Origin of the sequence: Bradyrhizobium ganzhouense (assembly GCF_049949285.1) — a bacterium.
Taxonomy (GTDB): domain Bacteria; phylum Pseudomonadota; class Alphaproteobacteria; order Rhizobiales; family Xanthobacteraceae; genus Bradyrhizobium; species Bradyrhizobium ganzhouense.
Map to the genome: position 1 here is coordinate 4,677,806 of NZ_CP181318.1, position 12,507 is coordinate 4,690,312.

Consider the following 12,507-nt stretch of genomic DNA (forward strand, 5'->3'; position numbering starts at 1 on the left):
ATGGACCTCGATGCGCTTGGCAACTGCCTCACGACGTCGGCCTGCGTGGTCACCCAGGCCACCAGCGGGCTGATCATCGGCATGCTGCTCTTCCTGGTGGCCGCGGGCGTGACGCTGATTTTCGGCGTGCTGAAGATCGTTAACTTCGCCCACGGCACCTTCTACATGCTGGGCGGCTACGTCGCCTACAGCGCCTACGGCGTCACCGACAGCTACACCCTGGCGGTGTTGTCGGGTGCGCTAGCGATGGCGTTGTTCGGCGTGCTGTTCGAGCGCGCCTTGATGAGCCGCGTCTATGGCTCCAACGTGCTGATGCAGCTTCTGATCTGTTACGCCGTGGTGCTGATCTTCGACGATGTCGTCAAGATCGTCTGGGGGCCTGAATTTCACGCCATGGGCATGCCGTCGGCCTTCCAGGTGCCGCCGCTGTTCATTGCGGGCGGCGTGGTGCCGCCGTTTTACGCAGTGCTTATAGGCATCGCCGCGCTCATTGCGATCGTGCTTGGTCTCGGCCTGTCGATGACGAGGATCGGCAAGACCGTACGAGCAGCTGCAATCAATCCGCAGATGGTCTCGGCGCTGGGGGTGAATACGACGCTGCTGTTTGCGATCGTGTTTGCTGTCGGCGGCGGGCTCGCCGGGTTGGCGGGGGCACTCGCCGCTCCCGTACGCTCGCTGTCGCCCGGCATGGGGTTCTCGATCCTGATCGAAAGTTTTATCGTCACCGTCATCGGCGGCATGGGCTCGATCGCGGGAGCGCTGGTTTCGGCGCTGCTGATCGGCCTCGTGCGCGGCTTCGGCACGATCGGTTTCCCGAGTTTTACCGATGGGCTGATCTATATCGTGATGATTGGCATTCTGCTCCTGCGCCCGCAGGGCCTGTTCGGTCGCCGGCTATGAAGGGCCATCCTACCCTACGCGATGCAGCGATCGCCGCGATTGCCCTGATTGTGGTGCTGGCGATCCCGTTGTTTCATCGCAGCCCCGCCTTCGAGGACTTCATCATCCGCTTGAGTGCCATGGCGCTGTTTGCGACCTCTCTCAATTTGCTGGTCGGCAACACCGGCATGGTGTCGTTCGGCCACGGCATGTTCTACGGCTTCGCCGCCTATACTTTCGGATTGACGATGCAGTTGACGCAGTTGTCGATGCCCGTCGCCGCGCTGTTCGCGGTGGCGCTGACGACATTCGCCGCGCTTGTGGTCGGCGCGATCTGCGTACGCCTGAGTACGGATTACTTCGCCTTCATTACGCTTGCGGTGCAGATGCTGTTCTTCAGCGTCATCATCTCTTGGCAAAGCCTGACCGGCGGGGACCAAGGTCTGCGCGGCGGCATCCCGCGCCGCGAAATTTTCGGCTTCGAGCTCGGCTCTCAGCTTCATCTCTATCGGCTGTGCGCTGTTGTGGCTGTGCTCGGGCTGCTCGTACTGCGCCACATCACGATGAGTCCATTCGGACTGACGCTGCGCATGATCCGCGACAACGAGGATCGCGCAAGCTTTCTGGGGATTGTTCCGTGGCGTGCACGGCTCTGGGCGTTCACGATTGCCGGTGGCTTCGCCGGCATTGGTGGCGTGCTGGCGGCGCTATTCGTCTCGGGCGCCTATCCCGAACTCGCGGATTGGCCGAATTCCGGCCAAGCGATCTTCGCGGTCATGCTGGGCGGCATCAATACGTTCCTTGGGCCCGTGCTGGGTGCGATGATCCTGCTTGCGCTGAATGACGTGGTGCAGCGTTTCACGGAATATCATGGCCTCGTCTTGGGGATCGTAATCCTCGCCTTTGCGCTCGGCCTACGCCGCGGCGTGCTCGATTTCATCCGGCTGGCCTGGAGCAAGCGCGCACCATGAAGCTCGAGATCAAAAACCTCACCAAGGCATTTGGAGGCGTACGGGCGATCGACGACGTGTCGCTCGCGTTCCCATCAGGATCCCTTTCGGCGGTCATCGGACCGAACGGAGCCGGCAAGACCACCTTCTTCAACTTGATCAGCGGTGCCTTCACGGCCAGCTCCGGCGAGGTGTTGCTCGACGGTCAAGACATCCTTCAGCTGTCCAAGGCCGAGCGGATGCATCGTGGCATCGGCCGCGCCTTCCAGGTGGCGAGCTGTTTTCCGACCATGACGGTGCGCGAGAATCTGATGGCCGCAGCCACCGCCTATGCCGGCCACTGGGGCAATCTCTCCCATCGCTTTCCGTCGCCTGGCATACGCGAGCGCGCTGAAGAGGTGATGGAACTGGTCGGGCTCACGCATGTAACTGGCGTCGAGGCGGCGATCCTCTCCCACGGCGATCAGAAGCTGCTCGATATCGCCATCGCACTCGCGCTTGAACCGAAGGTGCTGCTGCTCGATGAGCCCACAGCCGGCATGGGCCCCGACGAGCGCTGGCGGATGATCGAACGCGTCCGCGGCCTTTGGGAGCGGCGCAATCTCACGCTGGTCTTTATCGAGCATGACATGGACATCGTCTTCAAGGTCGCGAGCAGCATTCGCGTGCTGTGCTACGGCAAGGTGCTGGCGGAAGGCACGCCGGACGAGATCCGCAACAATCATGCGGTCATCGACGCCTATCTCGGCACGGAGGAGCACGCGGCATGACCGACCTCCTGCGCGCCGAGGGCGTGAGCGCCTTTTACGGCGCGAGCCAAATCCTGTTCGGTCTCGATGTTACGCTTCAGGAGAAGCGGACACTGGCGCTGCTCGGTCGCAATGGTGCCGGCAAGAGCACCACGATGAAGATGCTTGCGGGCATCGTCCCGGCGCGTAGCGGCCGAATTGTCTTCGACGGCCGCGACATCACGCATGCGCCGCCGCATGTGCGCGCGCAGCTTGGTCTCGCCTATGTGCCGGAAGACCGGCAGGTTTTTCCCGGGCACAGCGTGGAGGACAATCTCTTGATCGCGGCAAAAGCCGGTCCCGACGGCCGGCGGGACTGGACGCTGCGGCGCATCTGGGAAACGTTTCCACTCCTGACCGGGCTCCGATCGCGCCAGGCGGGGCGCCTGTCCGGCGGCGAGCAGCAACTGCTGGTGATAGCCCGTGCCCTGATGGGCAATCCTCTGGTCCTGTTGCTCGACGAACCCAGCGAGGGACTGGCGCCGATCATCGTTGCCGCCATCGGACAGGTGTTGCTGGAACTAGGCGCCGGCGGCGCGACGATCCTGCTGGCCGAGCAGAACATGCATTTCTGCTTGCGGATTGCCGAGGAGGCGGTTGTCATCGACAAGGGAAAGGTAGTGCATCGCGAGGATACGGCCGGTCTTTCCCGCAACGCGGACATCCGCCGGCGCTATCTTGCAATGTAGGCCGTGGATCGCGTGATCGATCTCTCCAGCTTCATAGGTTTCCATGCTAGGCGCACGTCGCGTTGAAATGCGGTGGTGCGGATATTTCCCAGGGCGATTTCGGCCATCGCATTCGGCGTGTCGCCGGCTGGCTCGCCGCCCGCGGCATCGGTCCACGATCCCGTCGGGCATTGCGGCCTGGCAATCGGGCGGCTCTGTCGCTTTCGTTCCCTGGCATTTAGCCCAAAGGGCAAAATCACTGGCGTAACCGGGCCGGTTCGACGAGGAACAACGACACATGGCCGAAGCTTTAACGGCGATTGAAAAGACCGGCGAAACGCGGTGCGAATCCGATGTCCGTCGCAGATCGGCAAACCCGCCCTGCGGCGCGTTGCCGGTGCTGTCGGAGCTGGCGCGGGCTTGAGGATCCGACAATGGAGGCTTGGTCATCAGAGGCGAACAGCCAGTGAAAATCATCGCCAAACCGTTCGCCAGGAGTGGCCGATCCTGATCCATACCACGTCGGCGGCGCGGCTCTCGCTTTGCGCGGTCCATCCGTCGATCATCAAAACGATCGGGCCTGCGGGCGCTTCAGGGGGTAGCAATCGCCCTGGCAGCAGATCAAGCGCCGGCGCAACTGCGATCGACGTCGCGCCTGCGACAAACGCCCTGCGATCGATTGTCATGCCGCTTCCCCTTCCAGATTTTTCAATCGACATCTTTTACAGGCCGATGACGAAAATGTGGAAGCCTGACCTTATCGCCTGGCGGCCACGGACGGAAGTTCGAGGGCGGCTCCCGCATCGTCGATAGAAACTGCAATGTTGCGGGCTTGTTCAAGCGCGCGCCGCGTGGGCCGATTGTCGGCATTGATCCGCGCCAACTGAAGAGCCCTGCGACAATCGTTTCCGCTCCCGGCGTAGAACTCGGCGCCGTGGTCCGCGAAGGCTAGCAGATGACGCTCGAGAAGCGAGTCGAACCCGGAGCGGGCCATGCTCATGCGCGCTTCAGATTCTTCAAACTTGCCTTGAGCGGCCAGGACGTCGGCAAGACGCCAATCGACCTCCGGATCGCCAACCGTAACAATGGGTCGAAGTAGTGCTTCTGCGTCGTCCAAACTGCCGTCTGAGGAATAAATCTCTGCCAAATGCACACGGGCTTTTGTGTACATCGGCAGGACCGCGATCGCACGCTGATACCACTGGGCAGCTACGCAAAGATCAGGCTCCCGCGCCAGTTCGCCCCAAAGCACGCCGAGTTGAAAACAAACCCCGGCAACAGGAAATGGCGACACGTCCTGGTAGGCCCGCAGTGCCTCTTTGTAAGTCCGGTCAGCGACGGTGAAGTCTTGAAGATCGGCTAACAGAGACCCAAGGGCAACAAAATCCTCCAGCGCGTGGTTCTCGCTTGCAATCCTGCGACGCGCATCGAGCACGTTGTCGAGATTCGACCCGCACGCCTGATCGATGCTCAATCGCAGGCGATCAACGTCCGCTGTCGGCGCGCCGCCAATCTCGGCCTGCACAAGATATTGTCGGGCCTCGGAAAAGCGATGCCCCATTGATGCTACCTGGGCCTGGATCAACATCGCTCGCGCTGAGGCTGCGTCGGCTTGAACGAGCTGGGCAGCCAACAGATCGACCCGATCAAGGGCAAGGACGTCGCCGACGAACTGCAACGTAAGTTGCTCGTGTTCGACAACTGTCCCGGCAACGTTATCCCGGGTCGGATTCTCGAAGAACTTGCTCCAGGATCGCCTACGCGCACTCTCCAGATTGATGACTGCGATCTCGCCGTCGGTCATTGGCGGAATGGCGCAATCGAGTTCCGCAATGGGCGTCACTTTACGGCTCCAAATCGCTGCTTCAGGCTATCAAGCCCCGTCTTGAGCAGCGCTGAGACGATCGCCTTCACGACGATATCCGGCTGGTTATCCGGCAGAAATTGCGAACGCCATTCGACAACGCTGCCGTCGCCTTTAGGCTTGACCCCGAGCGTCCCGGTATAGTTCGAAGCCGGAATGCCGCTGAGGCTGGTATAGCGATAAAACCGGCCGGATTGATCAATCTCATTCAGACGCTCGATGATCTGCTTGCCATCGATCGTTTCGATCGTGCGCAACTGTCCGACGCCCGATCCCGTCATCTCCACCTTCGCGACCAGCGGATGCCAGCTCGGATCGAACCCTCCAATCAGTGCCCAGACCGCATCCGGCGTTGCGGTAAGATCGACGCTGTCGGCGACCATCTGCAACTCGGTATTTGGTACCGCCAAATACGGAAAGGCGTTTGTGCCCGGTTTCGTCGCCGCGGTCGCCCCACCTTGGATGAACTCCCGGTCTCGGTTGATCAGCCACGTCATCAGAATGTCGATGACGTTTGCATTGACTGTGCGTCCGCCTCCGGTCTGATGAGCTCGTCCGCTAATGGCGCTCTTTTCGATCTCGAGATGACTGGTATCGGTCATCGGCTTGGCAACATCGAACAAAAGGAAATCGTCGAGAAAAACATTCACGTTGGCGGCCAGAGCGGCGGGGGTCCAGTCCGCCACGCCGTCGCGCATGTCCCAATTCGCTAAACTCGCTTTCAGGCGCTCTCGGAACACAGGCTTGAGGTCGGCAGCAATTGCAAACGGTGTCTGTTGATTCCAGAGGTCGCGCAGATCGACCGGACCGGCCTCGCTGTTGCCGAGACGGATGTTGGTCTGTTCCGGCCTGCCGACCCAATCGATCCGTGGTGGCTTCTGCCCGATAACATCTGGTCTTAGGGGTACCGTTTCGGCAATCACGCCGAACAGCGAGCCTCTGCCCGGATCAAGCACGCGGGCGGCATCGAACTCGATGACGATGCCAAGCACGTTGTCGTGCAAGAGCAGATTGGGTCCCTTCTTTACGCCCGGAATAAGCCACGCCAGGTAAAATGGGTCTGAACGCAATCCCGCGAATACGCGGAAGGCACCGTCCGGCGTTGACGTCCCTCTTTCGTCATTGACGACGATGGGGAGGGTTCGACCGTCGGGAAGAACGCACGTTCCGCCCTGGACCGGGTTGGCGGCGGCAGTGCCGCGTTTGAGATTGTCGAAACGGCAGCTGAACCGAACTTCCTCTTCATCAGGCTCAAACTTCGCGGCGTCTCCAAGGCCGGCCACGGTCACCCGACGTATCGCGAACGCGTAGTCGACAGCGTTCGAGAACATCGCAGTTGTGCCGGCGGACGGGAAAACACACGCCGCTATCACCATGCGCGCAGGATTTTCCGGGGTGGCGAAAGCGAACAGATCGGTGAGGTCGGCAGACGGGTCGCCGATCTGTCTTGGCCCATCAATGTGGTCGGACATGACACGGTCCCTTGTCGCCGCGCTCAAGTCTTAGATCGAGGGCATTGCCCTCGACCATAACGTAAGATCAAGGCTTTTCCGGCGGACCGCCGAACGGCGTGACGCGACCAGGCTCCTCCGGAATGGACTTCAAATATTCGACGAGCGCCCATCGCTGCTCGTCGGTCAGAAGCGGACCAATGACCCCGTTGCCGCGCGGCCCTTCCTGAAACGAGTGACCAGCATTCGAGTTACCTAGCAGGCTCGTATCCAGAACGAATGCTGCGGGCCCACAGGTCGTGTCTAATCCTACTTTGATCGGATCGAACTCACGGCCGACGCAGAATTGTTTCGAACGGTCGCTTGCCGGAACCAGCATCTCGTACAAGTTGGGTACTGATCCGTTGTGCAGGAATGGCGGAGTGGCCCACACGCCGTCGCGGGGGGCCGCCTTATAGACCCGATCGGGTGCTGGCGGCGGTGGCAGCTCCCGATATCCCTCCAGATCCAGCAGTTCGGCCGGCGTCAATTTCAGTTTTGCGACGGCCCTCTCGATTATCGCTTGCTGGATACTTTGAGCGAACGCTGTCATGGGAACAGCGTCCTTCCCGCGAAGCTCAGGTCGCAAATAGTTGCTGAGTTGACCTGTGACCGCGAATGGCCGGATTGCATCGGCTTGCGTGTGATCCGTACCCACATATGACAGCGGCCCAAGGCCGACGAGGACGAAGCGCTTGCCGTATTTGTTCGGCTCAGTCCACCGGTAAGGCCATGCGTTATGGCAACTTGCGCAGTGCTCCACAAACAGTGCCTTGCCCGACTTGGCTTTTTCACGGTCAATCTTCCCGAACACGTCTTCGGGCCAGCTAGGCGGCGCAAGTCGAGCCAACTGCTCTTCAACCCGGTGAAGCTCTGGAATGGCCGCATTCGACTCAAACAGCCCATCTGCTGGAGTTTTGGCGCGCAGGTTTATGGGCATGTAGACGCCCATTGTCTCGCCCAGATTGCGAGCCAGGGGATTTTGAACAATTGCCGACCACTGCGTCCACAGTCCTTGTGGAGCGTTCCACAAAAACGGAGGCTTGGCAGGCGCGACCGGCGATGATGTGTTCTCTGGGATACCAGGCAGAGTGGCGGTCACTCTAGTGTTGATCAGGGTGATGGCATCCATTCGCGCCGGCCCCCAAGGCCAGAGAGTCGCGGCGGTTCGCGTGGCATATTCGTGCGTCAACGCGGCCTGGCGTTCGAAGCGCTCGCGCAACTTGGCCTTGGCCTCGGGGTTTGCCGCTTCAAGCCGTGCCGCGAGCCGATCAAATTTGGCCGCGTCCGCCAAAGTCGCACGCATCGCTGCATTGAGAGCTTGAACATAGGCCTGGAAATCGAACGCATTCGCAACCCCGCCATCGATGCGAATGCGTTTGCCCTTGTAGTTAAGTTGCGTTTCGTGGCAGGCCGCGCAGGTCAAGCCCGTGTATTCGCCGGCCGGCCAGCTATCTATCGGAGTCGCCACGATGGTCTTGCTGATACCAATTGGCAAACCGTCGGGATTATATGGTCCCGGAGGTTGAGTGATCAGTCCGTAGCGTTCGCTATTTGCGTTCGACAGGAATAGCTCTTGGCCGTCGGCAACCTCGAGGTTCAAGGAAATGTCGTAGGAGAGGACGGCCGAACCTTGCGAGAAATGATAGTACCAATCCCGATCTTCCTGCGACCATGCCTGGTTGAGGTAGATCACCGGCTGATCCGAGGGCGTTTGGGCCGCAGTTGGTGCAGGCAGTAAAACGCAAGCACATGACAACAAGATCGCTGATGCAAGCGAAACAAATACTGCCGGATCGCGATTGCTTCGGGACATACTCGGTTCTCCTGGGGCTCGATGGCAGGGCGCACAGAATATTGAGATGCACTGAATTTCGCTTCGCCATGTTACGGCGTCGGCTTGCCGGGATGACCGGCGTGCCGGTGGTTTGCTGTGCGAGGCTGGTCGTCCCCATCGTGCAGCACAGCAAACAAGCGGCGGTCAGCGTGGTGCCGCAAGCTGTAGCGGTTGTGGCTTTCTAGCTTTGAACTATCGTCATCCGGGTGGGTACGAGTCATCGGAAGATCCCCCCTTCGGCGCTTATTCGGGACACAATGTCGCAAAGCTTCTGTTGATGTAGATCAAACGGTGCCCAAAGGTCCGAAACGCCGCCTCAGGGTTATTTTCGACGGTTTCAGCGGAGATCGTCGGCTGGCTGATGTCCGCTTCTACCCCATAAGCGTCCAACCGGGGCCAGCCCGGGAGGGCGCCAAGGCTGCCCGATAAGCTGCATAGCTAGGGTCCATGCGAAGGCGTGACCGGCAAGGCACTTGGCCGTTTGCCGAATTTGCATTGCACGACATCAGACGCCCCCTTAACCTGCGTGAAATCCTGAACGGCGCCGCGTTGCCGCACTGGAGTGAATCAATGAGCGCGCTTCGCAATTTTGCGATTTTCCTATTTTTGCTCCTTGCTACCATGTCGTCGGGGCGTTCCGGGCTGATCGCGTCGGTGGCTGCCGAAACAGTCAAGGACATGCTTGCGGCCCAGCTTCGCACTCAAGGAGTCGCCTGTGACAACCCGCAACGCGCCGTGCGGAACGCAAAACGGTCGCGGCCGGATCACGATGTCTGGGTGCTGACATGCGAAAACGCGACGTACAGGATCAGCCGCTATCCCGATCTTGCAGCGAAGATCGTGCGACTTCGATAGAACTTCGGCGCCCGGAAAACACCCGTCCGTAGCGCGCTGTCAGGGATTTGTGGGTACCAAGGTTGGCAGCGACAAGACTAGCGATGATCCGGAGCTAAAGGCGTCCGAACACACCGCTGCGCTGCGCGATAGAACAAGGGAAGCCCCAAATTTATTTCGAGCGAGGTGAATTCGATCACCTGCGGCCTCTACGCGGCGGGCGAAGCCGCCGGGCTCGGCGGCGGCGGCGTGCACGGCTATCGCTCGCTGGAAGGCACCTTCCTCGGCGGCTGCCTGTTCTGGGGACGGGCGGCGGCGAAGGCAGTGGGCTAGGCCGTGTACCTATAAACCCGGCGGCGTCACGTGACTGGTGACTACGTCCGCTTTGCTCCTATGGCGACCAAGTTCGTGCGGCAGCGCGATATGTCGCGATGGGGCAGAAGCCGACATTGCAAGGCACCTAAGAATAATTCGCTTTCGCAGTGCCGGCCTCAGGACTCTTTCCGAGCAGTGCCATCGTAAAATACGCTTCGACCATTCGGTCGTTGCGGGTTGAAGCTCCCAGCATGAAGGATGGTGTGCTCATCCCGGTCAAAATCCCTGAAGGAACGCTGCACGAAGGAGAGGAACGACGCAACGCGCGGGGCCTTCGTCGATTTGTCGCGATAGAGCGCGTAGATGTTGAAGCTCGGCTTGCAGCTCCAGTCAGGAAACAGTCGGATGAGTTGCTTCGATGCGATCAGGCCGGGATCGAAGCAGGCCATGAAGATGACGCCTGCGGATGACGCTGCACCAACGAGCAAGGCTTCCCGGTCCGACGTGACGATTGCAGGATTAATTTTGATCGTCTTGGTCCTGGCGCCCTTGGTAAAGGTCCATCTGACAAAGGGCTGCGCCAGCCAGTCCGGCTTGAACGCCAGGCACCGATGCGCACGCAACTCGTCAGGGTCCTTCAACTCGCCATGTCGTGCGATGTAGGCGGGAGACGCATAGGCTGCGGGCCGGCCCTGTCCCAGCTTACGGGCGATCAATCGCGAAGGCGGCGGCTCGCCGACGTGCAACAGCACGTCAATATTTTCGGACTGAATTGCCCGGGTATCTTGCGTTGCGTGAAACTCGATCCGCAAATTTGGATAGGCATCCAGAAATCCGGCCAATTGCGGCATGACGACGTGGCGGCTGAGCGGCGGCATGATCCCGACATGGATCGTGCCCCTGACCTGCTTGTCGACGGCATTGGCCGTCACTTCGATTGCCGCCAGCCGCTCCAGGACGTCCAGGGCACTGTGGTAGAGTTCGCGGCCTTCTTCTGTGAGCTGGATATGCCGCGTGCTTCGCTTGAAGATCGAAATCCGCAACGTCCGCTCCAGCTCGGCGATGCCGCGACTGACGGCCGATGGCGTTATGTTCATGTGCTTGGCCGCCGCCGCGAAACCGCCAAAGTCCGCCGCGCGAACGACCATCTCCAACCGCCGAACCTTGTCCATGGCAAACTCCCGCAATCGTCAGGATTGCATACATGAGTAGTACGCATGATTGAAGTGAGGCGAAAGCATCAATCCGTGGAGCGTGCGGGGGTAAGCTTGCAACCGCCATCTAGGCGAAGTTAGGAAAAGCGATGCGCATTCTTCTGGCCGGTCTCGTTGCTCTCGTGTCGTCTCATTCCATTGCGGGTGAATTGCCGCAGGAGATCAGGGACGCAGTCCAGAAGATCGGGCCTGTCATCAATGCGCTCGAGACCGCCAAATTATTCGCGCCGCTGCAGCGGAAGGAGCCCTATGCCGGCGTGGCCGTCACGCGCGACGAAAAGTACGGCAGCGGCGAGCGTCATCGCCTTGACGTGTTCGGGCCGAACGATGCGGCCTCGGCACTGCCGGTGCTGCTGTTCGTTCATGGCGGGGGCTATGAGAGAGGCGACAAACGCGCCGCCGGAAGCCCGTTTTACGACAACGTCATGCTTTGGGCCGTCGAGCACAAGATGGTGGGCGTTAACATGACGTACCGCCTGGCGCCGGCCAATCCGTGGCCGGCTGCCGTCGAAGACGTCGCGGCGGCTGTCGCTTGGACTCACGCCAACATTGCGCGACTCGGAGGAGATCCCGACCGGATCGTCGTGATGGGACATTCTGCGGGCGCCACGCACGTGTCGTCCTATCTAGCCCATCCCGAGATTGGCGGCAGAAGTCCGGTTCGCGCCGCGGGAGCCATTCTCGTTTCCGGCACCTATGACCTCAAACCGGAGATCGACGTTCCCGGCCAGCGATCCTATTTCGGTTCGGACACCGAGTTATGGGCAGATCGTTCGTCAATTGCCGGACTGACAAAAACGAACGTCCCGCTGCTGATAGCTCACGGCGAACTAGATGTTCCCTATTACGTCAACCAGGCCGAGGCGTTGAAGGCCAGGCTCTGCCGCGAAAGCAAGTGCCCGACCTTCGTGTCGCTGAGCGGCCAAAGCCATATGTCCGAAATCTACGGGCTGAACACGACGGACACGTCCCTGTCCGAACCAATGCGATCCTTTATCGAGTCGGTGACGACGCGGGCGACTGCGCGCTAGCTAAGCTAGGTCTACCAAAGCCCTTGGCGAGCGAAGGAAACTACCTTGCCCTCGTCCAACTCGCATCTATCCGGCCATGGCGGGCCGCGGGTTATGAGTCCACGCCCTGGCGCTCCGGGGGTGGTGGTGGGCGTGCCCCCAGGCGCTCGACGAAGCGCACGAGATAACCGTCGGGATCCTGGACAAGAAACTCACGCTGCCCGACCTCGAGGTCACCGACCCGATACCAGGCTTCGTTCGGCGGCTCGTAGAGCGGCCATTTCGATTTGTCGAGCGCAGTCAGCATTGGCTCGATGCGATCGACGACCATCTGGAAATTGACACCGCGCCCGAATGGCTGATGCATCTCGGCCGTCTCCCAGCGTCCGTTCAATTCACACAGCATCACTTGCAAGCGTCCCCTGACGAGATAGGCAAATCGCGCAGCGGGACGGTCATAGGCGATGTCGAAACCGAGCAGGTCTCGCCAGAACGACAGGCTGGCTTGAAGGTTCGAGACGCTGAGTTCGGGCACCAGATCGGCAAACCCGCCCTGCGGCGCGTTGCCGGTGCTGTCGGAGCTGGCGCGGGCTTGAGGATCTGACAGGGGAGGCTTGGTCATCAACAGCCTCGGCTGCGAATTGCGCCATGATCGCAG

At 60.6% G+C, this 12,507-nt stretch carries 12 protein-coding genes; 7 read left to right on the forward strand and 5 right to left on the reverse strand.

The features are described from left to right. From ACLFLU_RS21370 to ACLFLU_RS21385, 4 genes are read left to right on the forward strand one after another with little or no spacing between them, the layout of a single operon-like run. Positions 1 to 900: a branched-chain amino acid ABC transporter permease gene (locus tag ACLFLU_RS21370; protein WP_426406860.1), complete on the forward strand. Its 900-nt coding sequence runs from the start codon at positions 1 to 3 to the stop codon at positions 898 to 900. Beyond that, the gene (locus ACLFLU_RS21375) at positions 897 to 1,850 is read left to right on the forward strand and encodes a branched-chain amino acid ABC transporter permease (protein ID WP_426406861.1); all 954 of its coding nucleotides are present in this window, start codon (positions 897 to 899) and stop codon (positions 1,848 to 1,850) included. Before ACLFLU_RS21370 ends, ACLFLU_RS21375 begins: the two co-directional genes overlap by 4 nt. Continuing rightward, the gene (locus tag ACLFLU_RS21380) at positions 1,847 to 2,599 is read left to right on the forward strand and encodes an ABC transporter ATP-binding protein (protein ID WP_426406862.1); all 753 of its coding nucleotides are present in this window, start codon (positions 1,847 to 1,849) and stop codon (positions 2,597 to 2,599) included. The genes ACLFLU_RS21375 and ACLFLU_RS21380 overlap by 4 nt, the downstream gene beginning before the upstream one ends. Beyond that, positions 2,596 to 3,306, forward strand: a complete 711-nt coding sequence (locus ACLFLU_RS21385; protein WP_426406863.1) for an ABC transporter ATP-binding protein — start codon at positions 2,596 to 2,598, stop codon at positions 3,304 to 3,306. The genes ACLFLU_RS21380 and ACLFLU_RS21385 overlap by 4 nt, the downstream gene beginning before the upstream one ends. A gap of 736 nt (positions 3,307 to 4,042) precedes the next feature. On the opposite strand, the gene ACLFLU_RS21390 is transcribed toward ACLFLU_RS21385, so the two are convergent. The 3 genes from ACLFLU_RS21390 to ACLFLU_RS21400 all read right to left on the reverse strand — a co-directional run bounded on the left by ACLFLU_RS21390 (position 4,043) and on the right by ACLFLU_RS21400 (position 8,455). After that, positions 4,043 to 5,128, reverse strand: a complete 1,086-nt coding sequence (locus tag ACLFLU_RS21390) for a hypothetical protein (RefSeq protein WP_426406864.1) — start codon at positions 5,126 to 5,128, stop codon at positions 4,043 to 4,045. Continuing rightward, positions 5,125 to 6,621, reverse strand: coding sequence for a DUF4331 family protein (locus tag ACLFLU_RS21395; protein WP_426406865.1), 1,497 nt, complete (start codon positions 6,619 to 6,621; stop codon positions 5,125 to 5,127). Before ACLFLU_RS21395 ends, ACLFLU_RS21390 begins: the two co-directional genes overlap by 4 nt. Before the next feature lie 67 nt (positions 6,622 to 6,688). After that, positions 6,689 to 8,455, reverse strand: a complete 1,767-nt coding sequence (locus tag ACLFLU_RS21400; RefSeq protein WP_426406866.1) for a di-heme-cytochrome C peroxidase — start codon at positions 8,453 to 8,455, stop codon at positions 6,689 to 6,691. A gap of 591 nt (positions 8,456 to 9,046) precedes the next feature. Here ACLFLU_RS21400 and ACLFLU_RS21405 point away from each other — a divergent pair. Then, positions 9,047 to 9,331, forward strand: coding sequence for a hypothetical protein (locus tag ACLFLU_RS21405; protein WP_426406867.1), 285 nt, complete (start codon positions 9,047 to 9,049; stop codon positions 9,329 to 9,331). A 165-nt stretch (positions 9,332 to 9,496) separates the two neighbouring features. Then, positions 9,497 to 9,643: a hypothetical protein gene (locus ACLFLU_RS21410; protein ID WP_426414227.1), complete on the forward strand. Its 147-nt coding sequence runs from the start codon at positions 9,497 to 9,499 to the stop codon at positions 9,641 to 9,643. Positions 9,644 to 9,801: 158 nt separating this feature from the next. Here ACLFLU_RS21410 and ACLFLU_RS21415 read toward each other — a convergent pair whose 3' ends face one another. Next, entirely contained in the window at positions 9,802 to 10,797 is a 996-nt protein-coding gene (locus tag ACLFLU_RS21415) for a LysR family transcriptional regulator (RefSeq protein WP_426406868.1), read from the reverse strand. A 191-nt stretch (positions 10,798 to 10,988) separates the two neighbouring features. Here ACLFLU_RS21415 and ACLFLU_RS21420 point away from each other — a divergent pair, with 191 nt between their 5' ends. Next, positions 10,989 to 11,870, forward strand: coding sequence for an alpha/beta hydrolase (locus tag ACLFLU_RS21420; RefSeq protein ID WP_426406869.1), 882 nt, complete (start codon positions 10,989 to 10,991; stop codon positions 11,868 to 11,870). Between the two features lie 91 nt (positions 11,871 to 11,961). Here the strand turns inward: ACLFLU_RS21420 and ACLFLU_RS21425 are convergent, their stop codons facing one another. Then, positions 11,962 to 12,471 carry a bleomycin resistance protein gene (locus tag ACLFLU_RS21425; RefSeq protein ID WP_426406870.1) on the reverse strand — a complete coding sequence of 170 codons (510 nt, stop codon included), beginning with the start codon at positions 12,469 to 12,471 and terminating at the stop codon, positions 11,962 to 11,964. Positions 12,472 to 12,507: the final 36 nt, after the last annotated feature.